Below are 19,814 nucleotides of genomic sequence, written 5' to 3'. Positions count from 1 at the left end.
TCACATTTTCGCCGGCAGAATAAGATCGGTGAGGGGTTGTTTGCGGGTTAAGGTCGTTTGCCCTTTGTGGAGCAGCGAATAAGTTACCTTTTGACCTGCAAAGCTGAACTCCACGAGCGTTGCATTCCCGTCAAAGCCTTTGATGGTAGCGTGATCGAGTAGACGGAACCCAGACCAAGGCCCTTTAAATGTCACCGTATGCGGCCTGCTCTTCCCTGATGGGAAGACTGTCAGCTCGCTCTCAGCTTCCTTGGTCAGAACATTTGGCCAGATAACGCGGATTGGGCGGCGAGGACCATGGGAGTAAGATATGATTTGCCCTTCAATATTCATCACTGCACGGCGCAACTTGCCAGAAAGAGACACAGGTTGAATATTGTATTCCACACCGATCAGACCATCCGGATTGAAGTATTGTTTCCGTAGGTCAAGGATCGCCTTCAACTTGTCTTGAAACTCTTTTTCTATTGCGAGATGACGCCCATCGATTTGGCGAGGTTCGCCGGTGGCCTCATCAACAAAGACGATTAAGTTCTTCTTGTAAAATGACTCAATCTTCCCGCCTGGGCCAAAGAAGGCTTCAAACTCTTCAAGGGGAATCTCCTGTTCAGCGTGTTTGTTAAAGGGATAAAGCGGCGCATAGTTGAGGTTGTAGTCAGCATAAACCTCTTCATTCCACGAGCGTTGCAGGTCACTTTTTGCTTCCAGGAGCAACACCTTCCAACTCTGATCTGCCAGCTTTGCGAAGAAACGATTTAGAGGAGCAGGGAGGTCCACCCCAAGCCTCTTGATCGTATAGATTGGATCGTCACCTTGTAGATTAATGCGTGCTTTCGCTCGCTCCAATGCCATTTCACCAGAGCGGTCGCCAGCCTGACGAACTTCCTTCAAATATTCATAGAGGTTGACGAGCGCCGTTTCCAAGTCTTCCAGATAGGCCTTTTCGCCCTCTTTAGCTTCTACAAGGCTGTTAAGTTGGGAAAAGGCGCGCCTTACTCGTAAACCTTGCTCTTTATTGAGGTCAAATGGGAGGGCAGCATTAACTGCTTGCTCTGCATTTAACTCGATTAGCTTGCCTTCATAGATCTCGGTCTCTTTCTTAACGCGATTGATGAGGCGTCGGAGAGGTTCATCAGGGCCGGTGAGGATTTCTAAAACATCCACTGCCTGATTCAAATTCCGGAAATCAGTGACTTCTAATTGATTGAGCGCGTTGTTCCATGATGCGATATAATTAGTTGCGTAACGGGCGACGACTTTTCGGCGAAATTCCTCAAGATCTGCATCCGAGTACTCTACTGTTTCGCGTTCATTCGCGACCCAAGCATCCTCAACAGCAACAACAGATAGGCTCTTGCTCATTTTAATGAAGAACGTCAGGAAGGCATCCTTGGTGAAAAATTCTTTTACCGCTATAGGCCCGTCATCTGCCTGGGCGGCTTGCGTGCCATTAAAGACGATATTGTAAGCCGGGCCAATGTCATTACGGAAATTGACAGGAGATACGAGCTGACGGTCACTCACTTGCTCGATATTGCGATAGAGCCGCAGGTCTCGTGGCACTTCACGAAGGTCATGTTGGGAGGCCTTCACCAATTTATCATCTAACTCTGTCTCTAAAAGAGCTGTTTCTATCGCGAAAGTGAGGTGGTTTTCGAGCGCTTGCTGCAATTCGAGATCACCCTCGAATTGTTCCTGCCACTTTTGCTTCATCCAAGAGCGGACGAGTGCCGGGTTTCGCCGTGCGGCATCACCAAGCATGAGGTAAATACGAAGTGCCTCTAATCGCTCGTTATTGTCGCGGCTCTTGTCACTTTTGCCTAATTTGGAAATTTCGGAGCGGATATATCCTGCAACTTCAGGAAGGAAATAGTTGCCCAACATCTCCATATAGGTAGCCTCTATCTCTGGCCCGATCTTTGGGCCTTGATAAAGCAGAAGGTTTGATCCCAGCCAAGAACGATCTCTATAATCGCCAAAAATCGAATTCGCTGATGTCAGCGCAGCCAGTGGTTCGATATAACTTTGCCCGGAAGCATTTAGATTGCTCGAGGGGCCTTCCTGCAAAAGTCCTTCAAATGTCTTTGCAATCTCCAGAACCTCTTGGGATTTGGCTTGATTGTCATCATATGCGAGCCAGTACAGACTCACAAATCCAAGATAGACAAGCGATGCAGCTAGCCCTGAGCCGACCAGGGCAAAGCGCTTTGCACGCTCGATCTTGATGTTATCTCCAGCAAGCCCGGCTTCTTTGAAGATGACCTTCTTGAACAGTTCGGAGGAAAAATACTGCTTTGTAGGGCCGCTATGCAACCTAAGAACAGGAGGTGAGATTTCATATTTCTGCGAGGTTGCCAATAAGACCGGGTTGCACGGTATCGCTTCCTGCCTGCAAGAGGAAAAGAAGACACCGCGAACGTGGGGAGCGGTTGAGAACTTATCCTGATGAAGCGCAGTTTCAAGAAAGTCACTCAGAATCGTGTTCAAGCCAGCGAGTTGCCGCGTAAACAGATACAGGTTTCTGCGTTCTTGAGATGAATGCATTTCTGGTATTCTGTCGACGGTCTGCGCATTCAATTTTTCTAGGAACGCGCTATAGCCTGAATTAAATTCATCCAGCCACTTACTTTGGTCCCAGTCCGTTTGTAAATCAAAAGCAAACCCAAATGGTTTTGCACGTTCTGCTGCGGGAAGGCCCGCGATAAATTCGTGAAATCCGTCGATTAGATCGAGCTTTGTCAGGATAACATGGACCGTATACCGGGTGCCAAGAACCTCGGTCATTTCGCTTAGGCGCGCGTGGATCAGTGATGCCTTTTCCGCACGTTCGTTGCTATCAAGCCCAATCAACTCAGAAACATCCAGACACAACACAACGCCGTTGATCGGTCTCCGTGGCCGAGTTTCGCGCAATAGTTTGAGTAGCTTGGCCCAAAGGTCTTTATGAAGTGTGTCCTTACCATCTGTATTTTTGCCATTTACGTGCTCGATAAACTGGCCAGCAACGTCGAACAAAACGGCTTCATCCGTTACCCAATAATCGACATCTTGCGTTGCCTGTATGCGCTTCGCATTTTCCTGCGCGAAGAGATGAGCGAGCGGAAACTTCAGCTGCGATTCAACAATAAAAGAGGTTTTGCCAGAATTGGGAGAGCCCAGCATCACATACCAGGGCAAAGAGTAGAGGCTATTTTTGCGACGCTTGTTGTCGAGACCGCTCCAGTTCTCGCTAATCGTCTTCATAGCTTGGATAAAACCATGCTCAAAATTATTTAATCTAATCGTATTTGGTTCAATTTTTACTTGTTCTACTTCCTTAAGTTTACTTGTCTTTTTCGATTTCTTATTAAAAAATATGTAAACGAGGTTGTTGATACCCCAAAAAAGCGTGAGAATAATTACGCCAATGAGACGCATGTTTACAGATTCAAATGGCTTATAAGTATAAATTTTTATGTAATTACCATATATCAATATAAGTAATGCAATAACAATGAATATCAAGGAACTCAAAAATAGATAAGATTTTATTGTCTTAATGAATTTCATAAATAAAGATTTTAGCTTAGATATAATTACTGAAATCATTTTCACAATCTTTCGGTGAATGTTTGATTTTTTCGTATAGTTACGATCAAATTTTATTATCTTTTCTTTATCTGTTCTTTAATTTTCAATTAGACTAAAGTATCTGTTTGCCATTTCTTAAAATGGTTGTCGCTGCTATTTAATTCAATTAGGCATAATATAGAATTTGATTCTGATAATATAAAAATATTTGAATTGTTGTATTTAAGTAAAAATGATAACAATTTAAATAAATGCATAATTTCTGCTTGTGTTTATGAGGGATAGTAATGGCTGGAAAAGAAGGCTCTGTTGCACCTAAAGAGCGGATAAATATCCGTTATGTTCCTGCTACCGGAGATCAGCAGGAAGAGGTAGAATTACCTCTCCGCCTTGTTATGCTAGGAGACTATCTTGGTAAAGAAGATGATACTCCTTTAGAAGACCGAGAGTTGCTTTCGGTAGACAAGAACACCTTTGCTTCTGTTATGAGTGAAGCCGGTCTTGAGCGCGATTTAACAGTCCAAAATACTTTGGTCGATGATGAAGATGCGCAACTTGCAGTGAAGTTAAACTTCGGCGGCTTAAAGGATTTTGAACCCGATTCGATTGTTAAACAGGTTCCTGAGCTTAAGAAGCTAATTGACCTGCGAGAAGCTCTGGTCGCTCTAAAGGGTCCTCTCGGAAACATTCCCGCTTTCCGCACGCGTCTAGAGCAGCTTTTGCAGGATGACGCTCAGCGTGAGAAACTTCTTTCGGAGCTGGATGCTGTTGTTTCTGAGAGTGAAGAGCAGAGCTAGTACTCTCTAGTAAAGCCTCAGTAACTTGGTGCGGTTCCTCAGTGCGTTTATTTTACTGTGCAGCCACATCTTTCTGAAAATACATAATATATATGGATTTGATCAAATGGTAGATGTATCAGCATCCGCTCCGCAGACTGATGCGGTCAGTGCCGGTGCCTCGATTTCTCTTCTCGACCAGATTATGGAAGAGACAAGAATTCGACCAGAAGACGAAGAAAGCTATTCAATAGCGCGTCGCGGTGTAGAAGCTTTTATTGCCGACCTCATTTCTAGTAAGCAAATCGATCAGAGAATTAATCGCGTACTCGTTGATCGCATGATTGCAGAGCTCGACATTAAGGTCTCCAAGCAACTTGATGCCATATTGCATGACGAGAAATTCCAAGAGCTAGAGTCTGCTTGGCGTGGCTTGAAGTTGCTCGTTGATCGGACAGATTTCCGCGAAAACATCAAGATTGATATTCTCTCGATCTCAAAAGATAAGCTCCTAGAAGATTTCGAGACCAGCCCTGAAGTGGTGCAGTCCGGTCTCTACAAACATGTCTACTCGTCAGGGTATGGTCAGTTTGGTGGCGAGCCTGTAGGTGCGATGATCGCTAACTATGATTTCGGCCCTAGCTCTCGAGATGTTAAACTATTGCAGTTTGTGGCATCTATTGGGGCGATGGCTCATGCGCCGTTTATCGCCGCTGCTGACCCTAAAATGTTTGATGTCGATGATTATGTTGATCTGCCTGCGCAAAAAGACCTCTTTTCGATTTATGAAGGTCCTCGCTTCCGGAAGTGGATGGGTTTCAGGCAAAGTGAAGATTCACGTTATGTCGGTCTAACTTGCCCACGTTTCTTGCTGCGGATGCCATATGATGCAGAAGAAAATCCCGTAAATTCATTTGTTTACAATGAAAATGTTACTCAGGAACATGAGACATACCTCTGGGGCAACACCTCTTTCCTAATGGCAACGCGTCTTACTGAAAGTTTTGCGAAGTATAGATGGTGCCCGAATATCATCGGTCCACAATCTGGCGGCGCAGTAAATGACTTGCCTGTGCACGTATATGAAGCGTTCGGTCAATTGGAAGAAAAGATTCCGACCGAAATCTTGGTTACAGACCGCCGTGAATATGAGCTTGCAGAAGAAGGTTTTATCTCTCTTACAATGCGTAAGGGCTCAGATAACGCAGCATTCTTCTCTGCTAACTCTGCTCAGAAGCCTAAGATCTTCCAGAACACAAAAGAAGGTAAGGAAGCCGAGACCAACTATAAGCTTGGAACTCAGCTGCCTTACATGATGATTGTGAACCGTTTGGCACACTACATTAAAGTGCTGCAACGTGAGCAAATCGGTGCCTGGAAAGAACGCGAAGACCTAGAGCGCGAGCTTAATACTTGGCTGAAGCAGTATGTCGCTGATCAGGAAAATCCACCGCAAGATGTACGCTCCCGTCGTCCATTGCGCGCGGCAGAAGTTATCGTTTCAAATGTCGAGGGTGATCCAGGCTGGTACCAAGTGTCGTTGAAAGTGCGTCCGCATTTCAAATACATGGGTGCTAACTTTGAGCTGTCCTTGGTTGGCAAGCTCGATAAGGACTAAGACATGCGGAAGAGCGCCGATACTATTGTTTGGGATAGTAAACTACGCACTGCCCGAGGTAGCTTATTTGAGCGCTTAGTTGCAGATGAGGAGGAGCTTGCTCCTCCTCATGGAGCAGACCTGGTCGAATCTAAGGTCAACTCAATCAAAAGACATTTGGTGAAGTTGCTAAACACCCGTGCTGGGGCGTCAGCCGCCACGCCTGACTTGGGATTGGTAGATTTCAACATTTCAAACGTTGAGACAAATGATCTGACGCAACATATCGCTGCATCTATTCGACAATGCATTGAGGAATACGAGCCCAGAGTGCGCGTTAAGGCTGTTCAGTTTATGCCTGAGCCTGATCGGCCATTGAATCTATTATTTAAAATCATTTTGATCATGCCCGCCCGCGATAGAGGCGAACAGGTGCAGATCGACATTCTTATGAAAGACGGGCGCGTTGCCCAAATTGTTTGATCAGCAGGTAGGTAGTACGTGAGAGCTTCATACTTTCAAGACGAGTTGACATATTTGCGCGAGAGCGGTCGGTATTTCGCCGAGCGTAATCCGCGTTTGTCAAAGTATTTGTCTGAGGCGTCTACTGACCCAGATGTAGAGCGGTTGTTGGAAGGCTTTGCATTTCTAACATCAAAAGTCCGAGAAAAACTGGACGATGAACTGCCAGAGCTAACTCACTCTATCGTGAACCTGCTGTTGCCAAACTTTCTGCGCGCTTTTCCCTCAACGACACTGATGCAACTTATTCCGGTCGAAAAAGCGATCACAGAGCGCCAGATTGTTCCCTTGGGGACAGAGGTTTTATCGAAGCCAGTGGATGGTATCGTATGTCCTTTTCGAACCACGTCTGATGTCGCGATTTATCCGCTCGATATTATTGATCAAAATATTCAAAGAAGCCGCGAACACTCTGTCTTAACTCTACGGTTTCAGACCCTCTCAGGCCTACCGCTTTCACGCATGAGCTTTGCAGACCTGCGCATCTGGATGACAGGCGATGAGGTCGCAGCCCAGATGTTATATTTGTGGTTGGGTCGTTATCTGAAAGAGATAAAGGTGCATTTGCATCCTGTCGAGGAGAGTGACGAAGCTGATACTGAGTTCAGCCTCCCAGCTTCCGCATTGCATCCCGGAGCTTTAGGTGGTGACGAAGCGTTGCTACCCAATGAAAATACAGCCTATGAAGGATATCGCTTACTCCAAGAGTTTTTCGTCTTCCCGGAAAAGTTCCTTTGCTACGATATTGACGGATTAGACGTATTTCTTAATAGCCGCGAAGAAACCGAATTTTCTCTAAGCTTCACGTTTGAAAGACCTCTTCCCGCGAATGTAAAAGTGCGCCCAGGGAGTTTCAAGCTTTACTGCACCCCTGTGGTCAATCTGTTTCCTTATGATGCAGAACCAATGAAGATCGATCATAGCCAGGTTCGCTATCCTATCCGCCCATCTTCAAACGGGCGTAAAGCGATCGATATCTTCTCAATTGACCGGATTATGAGTTGGCGTGCAGCAGAAGACCCCACAAGTGGGTCTCACCTGCGCGAGTATCCGTCGTTTGAATCTTTTCACCATGAGGTGGAAAGGGCCGACGGCTTAACGCAAATTTACTATCGCTTGCGGCTGCGTGAAGCGCTGCATAGGCGTGGAATGGAGCATCTGGTTTCATTCGTACGCCATGACAACGAAAGGGCTCTCCCGCAGCACGAGGTCCTTTCTGCAGATTTAAAGTGCTTCCACCCCGAACACGCAAAAGAGCTTGGCGTAGGTGACATAACAGAGCCTACCGGCGAAACACCTTCTTTTGTGCAATTCAAGAATCTGGGCCAGCCAACAGCACCTGTGTATCCACCTTTAGACGGGTCTCTCTATTGGAATATGATCTCCAACTTGTCACTTAACTATGTGTCGCTTCTGGAAAAAGATGCTCTAAAGACAGTGATCTCAACCTACGACTTTCAAGCTCTACGAGATCGGCAGGATGAGCGTGTCAGTAAGCAACGTGTTGACGGCATTTTATCAATTCAAACCAAGCCAATCGATAAGCTCTTTCAAGGGCAAGTGGTTCGAGGACTTAAGTCCACGTTGACGATGTCCGAGAGCGCCTTCCAAAGTGAAGGCGAAATGTACCTATTTTCCAGTATCCTTGCAGAATTTTTCTCACTCTATTCAAGTGTAAATTCGTTCCATGAACTCATCGTTTATGGAGCGCAAAATAATGAAGTTTATAAATGGCCAGCGAAAATTGGACAACAGCCTCTGATCTAGGAGGCGATATTCAGTCTGAGTCTCACAGCTGGTCATTCTTCCAAGCTGTTGAGCAAATTCAGCGCTGTTATGACGGGCGAAAAGAAGTTGGAACGCATCTGCTGCCGAAAGATGAGAAACTCACTTTCAGCGTTATGCATACACTTGGTTTTCCGCTCTCAGACATCTCGGGCATAAAGTTCGAGGGTGATAAGGATGTGATCTCTCAAAACTTTGTGACACGGAGTTTTGATATGGAGGTCACTTTCCTTGGTCTGCATGGGTCAAGCTCGCCGTTGCCCTCCTATTACCAGGAGGTGATCGCGAAGTATGATGCAGAGGGCTCGCTGCTCAAAGGGTTCTTCGATTTCTTTCATAACCGGTTGATCGGCTTGCTGCATCGCTCGATGCGTAAATACCGATATTATGTGCGCTATGAACCCGGTGCGCTGGACCCGTTTTCGCAATGGGTCTTCAGCGTCTTCGGATTGTCAGATCAAGAGCTACGCAATCAATCTCCCATTAACTGGGCTCGGTTGCTTACTTTTGCTGGCGTCTTGGCCTCCAGAAACCGGTCCCCTAAAGCGATTGCTAGCGTTGTATCTCATGCCTTTTTTCACAAGGAGGTTGAAGTCGAAGAATGGGTCCAGAGACGGGTCGACATTCCAGAGGAGCAGCGCTCTCAGCTTGGCTCTGAGAATATGTTGCTAGGCGAGAATACGATCATAGGCGACCGGGTTCCTGATGTGTCTTCCAAGTTTAATATCTTTATCAAGAACCTTAGTTTCGAGCGGTTTCAAGACTTCCTACCTCATGGGCGCGACTATAAGGCACTGAGGGATTTAGTTGAGTTTATGCTGCGTGACCAGCACGCCTACGACATCAAATTGGGACTTGCGGAGCATCAGGCCCGCCCAACTATCCTTTCAGATGAAAATGAAGGGAGATTGGGGTGGTCGACCTTTTTAGATAAGGGCACCGGTTGCAGCCGCGAAGTCCTGATTAGTGCCAGATTGTAGGGGGTTCTATGAAACTGGTTCTTGTCATCAATAATACGTCCAAGCTCGAAAACGGCAGCAAAGCTACCACGACCTTTGAGAATGAGGGCGGTTGCATAGGGTCTGCTGCTCACTGCCATTGGCAACTATTAGACCGGAGCAATTCGGTATCACCCGAGCACGTTCAGGTATTTTTGCAAGAAGGTGGGTTTTGCGCTGAGGCCCGAAGTAGCAAGGGCATTACTGTAAATGGCTCAAATCGGCCTATCAAAGCAGGGCTGCGCTTTCGGATCTCTGATGGTGATATCTGGGAAGTCGGCGACTTTAGTTTGGTCGCGTATGTCCTTGCAGACAATAACGAAGATGAAGAGCATTCAGATCAATGGGCAGGGCGCTTCGCTGCCATCGATACAATTATTTCCGGCAAGCTGAAGGATGATACGGACCCAGCGCGGGTCAATATCGAGTCCATTCTTGCTGATCATTTGGAAAGCGATTTGAGTGGCGAATTTTTCGCTCAAACCGGACGCCGCGGTACAAAAAACGAAGACCCAGTCGAGGTGCTCGATCTACAGGACGCAGACGGTCTCCCCGGTAATCAAGACCCTCTCTTGCAATTAAACAATGACAGCAAAGTTGAGCACGGGGATGCAGATCAAGACCTCCTGAGTACTTTGCAAAAACAGCCTACAAAGAGCGGCATGACATTTGGCGTCGATGATCCGCATGCGCATCACCGCCTCATGATTATGCCCCAAGCACAAGGAAATAAAAGGATGACTGACACAGGCGACAAGGCTGTTGACCCCGAGATGGATAGTTATCTTGAAACGCTCACTAGCTCCGGCGGCAAAAACTCAAGCCTTAGCGAAATTCAGGAAACTGAAGGGTGGCATGGGTCCGTGGCACTGTCAGCAAAGAGCGAAGGCGATATGGTCGACCATGTTGTATTGCGCCCACTGATGAGCGCACTTGGCTTGCCCGTAGGAGATATGAGCGTTCCGGAGGCGAACCGCATTACGAAGGAAGTTGGTGCAGCGCTTAAGACGGCAATTCAGGGCCTTATGGCGATCCACTCCAAACAGTGGACTGATCGCTCTACGCTAAATGATACACATCTGCATCCTGTTGAGGACAACCCCATTCGTTTGGCAGATACGCCACAGCAAGCCATTGAGGATCTGCTGTTGGTACAAAGCCCTGTTCATCTCAATGCACCTTCGGCAATCGAAGAGAGCTTGGCACAGATTGAATTACACGAAAATGCCAGTCGCATTGCTGTCGATGAGGCCTTGGAGACCATCTTAGATGGACTGTCTCCCAAGCACCTTAGCAAGAGATTTGCGCGCTACAAAGGGCACGCTCCTCGTACAGGTGATCTAGATAGCTGGCACTGGCAAATGTACGAGCATTACTACACAGAAATGAAGTCTGACCGCCAACGGGGCCTTGCACGCATGTTCTGGGAAGTTTTCCGCCAAGTTTACGACCGCGAGATGAGAAGCCAGCAACTTCATGCCGCTGAATAAGCAGATACGAACAAACTGCGGGCGAGTGATTGGGAATAAAGGTTTGCGATTAAGAGCCTGTCCCGTTCCGGTACAAGATGGAAACTACCAAATGAATTGGCGTCGAAGTCGTTCTTCCTTTGTCAAACGAGGGCTTCAATTCGCATTTGTCTCTGCGGGATTATTTGCGATGACGGCCTGTGGTGCGCAAAAGATTCCTGAGAAGGTTTTTAAAGTTCTTGCAGACCCAGATATTCCGGTCGGAGAGCCGAAAGACCAGCCTACATTGATAGATGTAACGGTCTTTGCAGAGAACGGTGCGAATAGGAATGACCTAGGGGAATATGTTCCAATCGATGTATGGATTTTTCAGCTTGGTGACGATGGGAAATTGCTGCAGTCCTCCTTTGATGAGGCAACCCAAGATTACGAAACCGCGCTTGGAACTACGTTTATCGATGTCAAAGAAGTCCAGGTGATGCCTGGAGAATCCAAGGTAGTCAGCGAAGTTGAACTAGATGAGGACACAGTCTTCATTGGCTTGGTCGGTGGGTATTCGCAACCGGAAAAAGTAGACTGGCGCGCTGTTGAGCAAGTTAAGCCAAAAGGTGAGGTCTACAAGCTGCTCGCGGTGATGAGCAAAAAGAAAATTATCACAAACCTACATCGGTAGGTTCGTCCAAGTTTTAGTTTAGGGTTTATCTTTATTATGTCACTGCGAAACCATGTAATTTGGCGTGATGGTTTGTTTTTGAAGCCTCACCATTTTCAGCAACAGCAGAGGTATTTTGAGCATCTTCTTAGGTCTCAAAGTGATGCGATCGATCCTTATTTAAAAGGCGTCGGTCGGTTGGAAATCAACAAGGAAAGTTTGCTGCATGGCAAGATCCTTATTGATTATATTCAGGGCATCTTTCCAGATGGAACACTGATCGACGTCCCTGGTGAAACGATACCGCCAGCTCCGCTTGATGTAGGTAATGAGAATGTTGTTGGCCAGAAAGTATATTTAGCAATTCCGCTGCGTTCTAACGGTGTGCCTGAGGTAGAAGACCCCATCCAACCACAGGATGCGACGCGCATGTCTGCGGTCTCCCAAGATGTGCGCAATAATACCAGCGCTGATGTGGAGCCTTTTTTTGTTGAAGTGGCACAGTATCGCTTGCGCTTAATGCTGGAGCGTGAAGACAGATCCGCCTTCTCGTGCCTGCCAATTGCTCGTATTAGCGATACAAGCTCAGATGGCAGCGTTAAGTTAGACACCGAATTCTTGCCTATGGCTTCGTCAATTGATGCGCAGCCACGCCTACGCAAGACGCTTGACGATTTGGTCGGTTTGCTACGCCAGCGTGCTTCACACATCGCATCTCGATTGGGAACGCCGGGTCAGCGTGGTGTCTCCGATGTTTCAGACTTTTTGATGTTGCAGACCATTAACCGGCTGTGGCCAGAGTTTAGGCATATGTCTTCTCTCAAAGGGTCTCATCCTAAAACGCTATACAAGATGTTCTCTAGCGCTGCTGGCGAGCTGGCAACGTTCACCCACGAACAACGTATGCCCTCAGTATGGCCTGCCTACCATCATGAAGAACCTCAGATTTGCTTTGACCCTGTGATCAATTCATTGCGGCAGTCTCTTTCTACTATCTTTGAAGCGAACGCAGTGGCTCTACCACTCAATAAGCAGAAGTACGGCATTATTACTTCCCCACTTTCTGACCGTTCGCTACTTGGGTCTGCAATCTTTGTGATTGCAGTGAAGGCAAGCATGGAGCTTGAGGAGCTGGCAAAGTCATTTCCTGCTCAAACCAAAGTGTCTTCAATTGAGCGCATTCGGGAGCTGATCCACTTACACCTACCAGGGGTGGTTCTGCAAAGGTTACCATCACCACCTCGACAGCTTCCCTATCATGCCGGGTTCTCTTATTTCCAGTTGGATGCCAACTCAGCAGGCTGGCAATACATTGAAAATGCAAGTGGTTTTGCGTTCCATATTGCAGGTGAATTTGCAGATCTGCAGCTACAATTCTGGGCGATACGAAATGAGAGGACCGCGTGATGAGTGAAGTATCCAATCTGTTTGATGCAAGCGAAGCTCTGGATGGTTCCGTTGCCACAAGCGAGACAGTGCCTTCGGATTTAAAGGATGTTTCTCCACCGGTCACCCGGCCCATGAGTTTTCCAATGCGTGGGCATAGTATCAACCGGATTGTTGATGCAAGTCAGTCTTTGCTTGCTCTCATTTCGCGCATCCCCGAAGTTTCAGAAAACAACAACCTTGACTACTTGCATAAAGATGTGCGGGCAGAAATTGAGTCCTTGGAGTTGGAGTTACAGCGCGAAGGCTTTGATAGAGCGACTATTTTGGCACATCGCTATTGCATATGCTCAGCGATTGACGAAGCGGTTATGTGTTCCCCTTGGGGGCAGAATTCAGACTGGTCAGAACGTAGCCTGCTCGCGTTATTTCATAGTGAGACATGGGGCGGAGAAAAGTTCTTTACAGTCCTCAATCGTCTCGTGCGTGACCCGGTGCGCTATGTCGAGTTGATTGAGTTCTTGTACATTCTTCTCGGACTTGGGTTCGAGGGTAAGTACCGCGTGATGCACAACGGCAAACAGCAGTTGGACGAGATCATGCGCGATGTCCATAACGTGATCCGACAGGAACGGGGCGAAGTCACCACTGAGTTGAAAAGCTTAGAGGACAAGGTGATTGAGAGATCTCATGTCATTCGCTGGCACACGCCTATCTCCATTGTTTGGATTAGCCTTTTAGTTTTATGCATGCTGACCTACGCGGTGTTCTACGTCCAAATGGACCAATACACCGACGAAGTTATTACTCAGCTGCGCGATATATTTTAAAAATTGGAGATCGAATATGGCTAGGCTGGAAATTAAGGCTCTTATTGAGCGGCTCAACCCATGTTGTCGTCAAGCGATTGAAGAAGCCGCTAGTCTGTGTGTTTCAAACTCTCATCAAGAAGTTACTGTAGAGCACTTTCTTATCTCTCTGGTATCTCAACCGGCAATTGATATTCGCTTACTTTTGCAGAGTCAAAATGTAGACCCTGACGATCTTAATGAACGATTGCACGCGACGTTTAACCGATATCGAAGGGTTAATTCTGATCGCACGCCAACCTTTTCTCCCATGCTTCAAGACTTACTACAGGATGCATGGTTGGTGGCATCTGTTGAACAGGGTGATAAAACAATTCGTTCAGGGGCTCTTCTTATAGCGCTGCTGAATGAAGCTGGCCGTTATATGCAGATGGACTATTACAGCCTGCTGCAGCAAGTATCGCCAGACCTATTGAGCCGCAATTTCGCAGAGCTAACGGCAGGTTCTTTCGAAAATGACCATAGCGGACAGGATGCTAATTCACCTGCACGTGAGGGGGCTGATGGTTTCTTACAAAAGTATGGAACCAATTTCACGCAGCTTGCCCGGGAGGGGAAAGTTGATCCGATTTTCTGCCGCGATAATGAAATTCGCCAGATCATCGAGATCTTATGTCGTCGTCGTAAGAACAATCCAATTTGTGTAGGTGAAGCTGGGGTTGGCAAAACTGCACTTGCAGAAGGCTTAGCGCTGAGAATTGCAAAAGGCGATGTGCCAGAGCATTTCAAAGATGTTGCACTTTGGGGCCTTGATATTGGGGCATTACAAGCTGGTGCTTCAATGAAGGGAGAATTTGAAAAGCGCCTGAAAGGAGTGATCGACGAAGTTCGCTCCAGTCCAGAGCCGATCATACTCTTCATTGATGAAGCACATACGTTGATTGGTGCTGGAGGCGACCAAGGTGGATCGGATGCCGCAAACCTTCTAAAGCCGGCACTCGCGCGCGGAGAGCTAAAGACGATCGCCGCGACAACTTGGTCTGAGTATAAAAAGTATTTTGAGAAAGACCCTGCATTAACTCGCCGCTTCCAGCTCGTGAAACTAGATGAGCCATCAATTGATGAGGCCATCATTATTATGAGGGGCCTCAAGCAAGCCTACGAAGATGCGCATGATGTTTACATAACTGAAGAGGCAATAAACGCCTCCGTGCGCCTATCAGCACGCTACATCACAGGGCGGCAACTGCCTGATAAGGCGATTGATGTTTTGGATACCGCATGTGCTCGCGTGCGCTCAGGTGCAAATACCTCTCCTGTTGAACTTCAAGATATTGAGCAGCGTATTCAAACGTTGAACTGGGAGCAGGAAGGCTTAAAGCGCGATCAATATACCGGCCCGTTAGAACCTGAGCAACTTGAACAGATAGCATCTATTGCAGATCAACTCGTTGAATTGGAAGAGACCAGGGCAGAGTTGAGCCAAAAGCATACGACGCAAGTTACCCTTGCTGGTGAGTTCATCTCGGTTAGAAACGAGCTCTTTAAGCAGTCACCTGAAACGATAGGTCAAGACGAGTTGCAGGAAGCACAAGCTTGCTTAACACGTCAACGAGCTGCGCTGAGCGAGGAAGCTGGAGACCATCCATTAGTTTCTGTTGAGGTTGGGCCGACGGAAATAGCCGCGATCATTGGCGATTGGACAGGCATTCCGATCAACTCCATGGTTCAGGATGACTATCACCGCTTGCTGACTCTGGCTGATACGATGAAGCAGTCCATTAAAGGACAGGATTTTGCACTGGAGGCCATTGAGTCTCGACTGCGTGCCTCCCGCCTTGATTTACATAAAAAGGGCCAACCTTTAGGCACATTCCTCCTTGCCGGACCTTCTGGTGTAGGCAAGACAGAAACTGCTTTGGAGGTGTCGCGGAGGTTGTTTGGCGGAGAGGAATTTGTAACCACCATCAACATGTCAGAATATCAGGAACGTCACACAGTTTCTCGCTTGATCGGTTCTCCTCCAGGTTATGTTGGGTATGGCGAGGGTGGTATTTTGACCGAAGCCATTCGAAAGAAACCATACTCTGTTGTGTTGCTGGATGAAGTTGAAAAAGCTGATCCAAATGTTTTGAACCTATTCTACCAAGCTTTCGATAAGGGCGAATTGGCTGATGGTGAAGGCCGTCTTATCGACTGCCGCAACATCGTTTTCTTTCTTACAAGTAACCTGGGTTCAGATCAGATTGAAAACTGGGTTGCTACAGCTGAAGAAGGCAAGATACCTAGCCATACTTCGATGCTGAACTCACTGACCCCATTGTTTGCTCAACATTTCAAACCTGCGTTGCTCGCGCGTATGGAACCGCTGGTTTATATGCCTCTTTCCGAGGATGTTCTGGCTCAAATCGTGAAAATGCGTTTGGACGGGTTGGTTTCGTTGCTTCAGGATACACAGAAGGTTGCTTTGACTATTTCTGACGCCGCCTATTCACGCGTTACGCAAATGTGTCGTGTAGCGTCCAATGGGGCACGCCTGGTGGACCAGGTTATACAGCGCCAGCTCCTACCGACCCTTTCTATTGAACTCTTGGAGGCTGGTCATAGCGGCGAACACATAGAGGCGATCACGATTGATTGCCCTGAGGAGGCCGAAGGTTTTTCCTTTGCAGCACTTTACGCAGAGCAAAAGAAGTCAGTCACAGATGAAGTGATGTTGGAGGCGGTTTAGCTTTGTTATGAAGGGGCTCTCCACCATTCACCTGCTGATGTCGCTTATGGCATGTAGATCATTGAAATCTCTGCAAGCAGAGGTGTTAAAATCAATGATGGCTATCACTCATGCCCAAGCTGCCGCTGTGTATTTACCTGACATCACAGGTCGTAAACTCGTCCCTATGGCATGTGATGGTGGAATGCCTTTCGCTAAGCTTCCTGAGTTAAGTACAGAGCTTGAAGGACAACCATACAGCGAGCTAAATGGCCTCAAAGCTGCTTCATTTTTCTATAAAAAGCCACCCACATCATCCAGACCTGAGGACCTGAGCACTGCCTTGTTTGGACGACAAGGGACAATTGCAGGACACTGGTTCTCGATCCAAGGCAGCTCAGAGGAAGATAAACCAAACCAAGTCTTCGTGTTTTTACTTGTTTCTGCACTCGATGAAGACAAAATGAATGATCATCACCAGTCTATACTTTTACTCTGGCGATCATTCTACCTGCTACGCCCGCTTTTGCATTCGTTAAAAGAACATCAGCAAAACGAGAAACTCGTTGTCGCTAATTCTAACATGCGAGAACAGCAGATCGATGCGGTGCTCTCTGAAAAACTAGTTGGATGTTCAACTCAGATTTCCGAGGTTCGTGAACAAGTTGCTCGCTTTGCACAGAATGGATATTCCGTTCTGGTTCTAGGCGAGACAGGCACTGGCAAAGAGGTAGTTGCCGGCGCACTCCACCGGCTATCAACTTGTGCGAAAGGGCCGTATATCGCAGAGAACATCTCAGCACTGCCACCAAATTTGATCGAAAGTGAACTGTTTGGTTACAAAAAAGGTGCGTTTACAGGTGCTGATAGCAATCGTGACGGTTTGATTAAGCGCGCTTCTGGGGGGACACTTTTTCTTGATGAAATAGGGGACCTTTCTTTCGAGTTGCAGGTCAAATTACTTCGGGTCCTCCAGGAAAAAACAGTTCGTCCTCTCGGTGCAGAACACAGTGAGCCTGTAAGCTTTCGTCTTATCACTGCAACGCATGTGGACCTGCGTGATGCGGTTAACCGCGGACATTTCCGTTCAGACCTGTTCTACCGGATTTCTCAATTGGCAATTGCGCTCCCACCTCTACGTGAGCGGGACGGAGATATTCTGCATTTGGCGCGGTTCTTTCTGCAGGAAATAGCGGTTTCTAGCGGAGAAACCACTAAGTCTTTAAGTGACGCAGCGGAAGCTCGGCTTCAATCTGCTGAGTTCAAAGGAAATGTTCGCGAACTACAAAACTGTATGATTAAGGCTGTTTTCCTGTCTGAGGGACAGTTGGTTATTTCAGAAAACGTCATCGACGAAGCGATTCAAGAAGGCAAGGCAGGTTTTGAAGTCTCCGGTGACGCCTATGGCAGCGTCGGGGCAACACCTTCTGATATTAGGCAGGAAGACGGCGTACTACAAGATATTGGATTACGATCAAGCCTCGCCAACTATGAACAGCGTTTGTTGCGTGCTGCATTTGATCGGTTCTCTGGTGATCGTGGAAAGATGGCGGAATTCCTGCGTCTGCCAAGACGAACCCTTGCAAACAAGCTTCTCAATTTTAATAGCCAAACCATGGAATTTGAACATGACACATAACAGAGTAGGGTATTGTGTTCGCTCCCTTCTTGTAACGAGTGCAGTGTGCGCAACTTTAAGCAGTTCTTTTGCAGCTGCCACGAATATTGACTTGCTGACTATCTCCACGCAAACACTGCACCAATGCACCCAGACGGTTGGCCGCGTTGATCGGCTTGCGTGCTTTGATCGGCTATTTGAAACACCCCTTGAGGTACTCACGGCAGAGGAGCCGTTACCTGCGTTTGTCAAGAATGTTGATGCAGAAGATGGTCCGTTGGAGCATCAAGCCAGGTTGATGGAGAAGGGTCGTGAAACCAATGATCGCAATTGGCAGTTCCGATTTGGAAGCCTTGGTCACCCCGCCAGATTCAGGTGGGAAGATATTCAAGATGAGCGATCAAAAAAGAAATCAAAACGAGTTTCATCGACCGTAATTCCAGAAAAAGTAGAAGCTACTTTCCAAGAGAACAGGCCTGAACCAGTAATCGAACCAGGTGCCACAAATGTCTACTTGAGCATGAAAGAGTTTCGTTCAGCTGATACAGCCGCGGGCGAAAAGCCTGCAATCCTGCTTCTTTCTTGTGTTGCCGATATTACAACAGCAGCACTTATCTTGAATGGCCCGCTCCCTGCGCGACGAGTGCCCTTACGGGTTTTGTTGAAAGACCAGCAAATTCAGGATGATATGTGGCAGGCTGCGGAAAGTAAGCGGGTTCTTATAAGTCCGCGAGGGTTGACCAGCATTGCGCATATTAATCGTTGGTCCCAAGTTGAGCGTGTTCAGTTTGAAGTAGATATTGGGGGGCAATCTCGTGCTTACCTTTTTGAAACAGCTAACCTTAAAGACTTACTGAAGCCCATTCGGCGTGCCTGTCATTGGTAGACGAAACAATTAGGATCACGGCATTATTCTCATGAAGTATAGTTTTCGTATTGCAGTCACATTCATCACCTTGGGCTTCCTGGCAATCCCAGTCTATCTTATCTGTGATTACTTGAATCTCATTCCAGACGAATACTCGATGGTGCGAAACCTAGTAGTATTAGCTGCCGGAAAAATTGAAATGTTCCGTAATGGGTTACCGGTACCAAAAGGTATACCCTACACACCTATTGAACAAACCGCAGTCTTCTACAATGTGGCTGCTGGGCTGGGCTCACTCTTCATGGTCCTTGTGGCGGTGCCTGCCTTTTTGTTGTTAGCCTACATAGCCACATCTGCCTTTTCTGCTGTGAAAGAGACACGTCGGAATTATGTGTTAGGCCAGTTTACAAAAGCAGCAGAGCTGTTGGAATCAAGTAACGCTGCGCTCCGCGAAGCAGGAATTGTCATTCTTTCAGAAATTGCGAAATCAAACACGAAAGACCACCACGGAGATGTCTTGCAATTGCTGGCAGCACATATCCGCAGCACAAGCTCAGAGCAGCGCAGAAACCTCATGGCTGGTAAGGAACATGCCCGTTCACGTGGAGAACTTATGACGTCGCTCCATAAGGTCTCCGAGCTTAAACAACGCTTTGGAAAGAAAACCAGTTATATCCAGCTGGACTTATCTGGTGGATACTTTAGAGGATTAACACACACCCTTCTTTCGACGTCAAAGACTCAGAAAACAAACCCGGATCTAAGTTATTGTATACTAAGCGACAGTGTGTTTGACGATGCAGATCTGACAAATGCCAATTTCAACAATGCCGATGTTAGTCGGGCTCGTGTTGAAGACAAGTGGAAAGACCTCTTCTCCGTTGAACAATGGGCTTCAGTTCAAGTGATTAATGATAAGGGTAAAGTAATCCGTCCACCCATCATCTGACGCTGTGCTTCTAGTTGCATCATTCATCAAACTTATTACGCCATAGGCTGCTCATGAAAAGCCTAAACGCTTGCGCTATATGGTAGAACTCTTGTTACTTTGTGT

General features: G+C 47.2%; 14 protein-coding genes. 13 read left to right on the top strand and 1 reads right to left on the bottom strand.

The genetic code is table 11. The features are described 5' to 3' along the window. On the bottom strand, window positions 1-3,549 hold the full coding sequence (gene tssM, locus BMZ51_RS20605; protein WP_074882282.1) for a type VI secretion system membrane subunit TssM: 3,549 nt from the start codon (window positions 3,547-3,549) through the stop codon (window positions 1-3). Window positions 3,550-3,857: 308 nt separating this feature from the next. On the opposite strand from tssM, the gene tssB reads away from it, so the two are divergent. The 13 genes from tssB (at window position 3,858) to BMZ51_RS20540 (ending at window position 19,709) form a co-directional block, all read left to right on the top strand. Then, complete coding sequence (tssB, locus tag BMZ51_RS20600; protein ID WP_068011033.1) at window positions 3,858-4,367, top strand: type VI secretion system contractile sheath small subunit; 510 nt, start codon at window positions 3,858-3,860, stop codon at window positions 4,365-4,367. 106 nt (window positions 4,368-4,473) lie between these two features. Further along, window positions 4,474-5,964: a type VI secretion system contractile sheath large subunit gene (gene tssC, locus BMZ51_RS20595; protein ID WP_068011031.1), complete on the top strand. Its 1,491-nt coding sequence runs from the start codon at window positions 4,474-4,476 to the stop codon at window positions 5,962-5,964. A 3-nt stretch (window positions 5,965-5,967) separates the two neighbouring features. Continuing rightward, a complete protein-coding gene (gene tssE, locus BMZ51_RS20590; RefSeq protein ID WP_068011029.1) occupies window positions 5,968-6,426 on the top strand; it encodes a type VI secretion system baseplate subunit TssE in 459 nt (152 codons plus the stop codon). Between the two features lie 18 nt (window positions 6,427-6,444). After that, window positions 6,445-8,232: a type VI secretion system baseplate subunit TssF gene (gene tssF / locus BMZ51_RS20585; protein ID WP_068011025.1), complete on the top strand. Its 1,788-nt coding sequence runs from the start codon at window positions 6,445-6,447 to the stop codon at window positions 8,230-8,232. Further along, on the top strand, window positions 8,196-9,230 hold the full coding sequence (gene tssG / locus BMZ51_RS20580) for a type VI secretion system baseplate subunit TssG (protein ID WP_208979607.1): 1,035 nt from the start codon (window positions 8,196-8,198) through the stop codon (window positions 9,228-9,230). The genes tssF and tssG overlap by 37 nt, the downstream gene beginning before the upstream one ends. Window positions 9,231-9,238: 8 nt before the next feature. Continuing rightward, on the top strand, window positions 9,239-10,738 hold the full coding sequence (gene tagH / locus BMZ51_RS20575; RefSeq protein ID WP_068011023.1) for a type VI secretion system-associated FHA domain protein TagH: 1,500 nt from the start codon (window positions 9,239-9,241) through the stop codon (window positions 10,736-10,738). Window positions 10,739-10,829: 91 nt separating this feature from the next. Beyond that, entirely contained in the window at window positions 10,830-11,390 is a 561-nt protein-coding gene (gene tssJ, locus BMZ51_RS20570) for a type VI secretion system lipoprotein TssJ (RefSeq protein WP_068011020.1), read from the top strand. A gap of 36 nt (window positions 11,391-11,426) precedes the next feature. Continuing rightward, a complete protein-coding gene (tssK, locus tag BMZ51_RS20565; RefSeq protein ID WP_074882280.1) occupies window positions 11,427-12,776 on the top strand; it encodes a type VI secretion system baseplate subunit TssK in 1,350 nt (449 codons plus the stop codon). Beyond that, complete coding sequence (gene icmH / locus BMZ51_RS20560; protein ID WP_208979606.1) at window positions 12,776-13,585, top strand: type IVB secretion system protein IcmH/DotU; 810 nt, start codon at window positions 12,776-12,778, stop codon at window positions 13,583-13,585. Before tssK ends, icmH begins: the two co-directional genes overlap by 1 nt. 16 nt (window positions 13,586-13,601) lie before the next feature. Then, window positions 13,602-16,295, top strand: a complete 2,694-nt coding sequence (gene tssH / locus BMZ51_RS20555) for a type VI secretion system ATPase TssH (protein WP_068011016.1) — start codon at window positions 13,602-13,604, stop codon at window positions 16,293-16,295. 94 nt (window positions 16,296-16,389) lie between these two features. After that, on the top strand, window positions 16,390-17,913 hold the full coding sequence (locus BMZ51_RS20550; RefSeq protein WP_208979605.1) for a sigma 54-interacting transcriptional regulator: 1,524 nt from the start codon (window positions 16,390-16,392) through the stop codon (window positions 17,911-17,913). Next, on the top strand, window positions 17,903-18,778 hold the full coding sequence (locus BMZ51_RS20545; protein WP_082825760.1) for a type VI secretion system-associated protein TagO: 876 nt from the start codon (window positions 17,903-17,905) through the stop codon (window positions 18,776-18,778). The genes BMZ51_RS20550 and BMZ51_RS20545 overlap by 11 nt, the downstream gene beginning before the upstream one ends. Window positions 18,779-18,809: 31 nt before the next feature. Continuing rightward, entirely contained in the window at window positions 18,810-19,709 is a 900-nt protein-coding gene (locus BMZ51_RS20540; protein ID WP_068011013.1) for a pentapeptide repeat-containing protein, read from the top strand. The last annotated feature ends 105 nt before the right edge of the window (window positions 19,710-19,814 follow it).

The sequence above is a fragment of the Pseudovibrio axinellae genome (genome assembly GCF_900110875.1).
GTDB lineage: Bacteria > Pseudomonadota > Alphaproteobacteria > Rhizobiales > Stappiaceae > Pseudovibrio > Pseudovibrio axinellae.
This window is presented reverse-complemented; position numbering and strand designations above follow the sequence as displayed.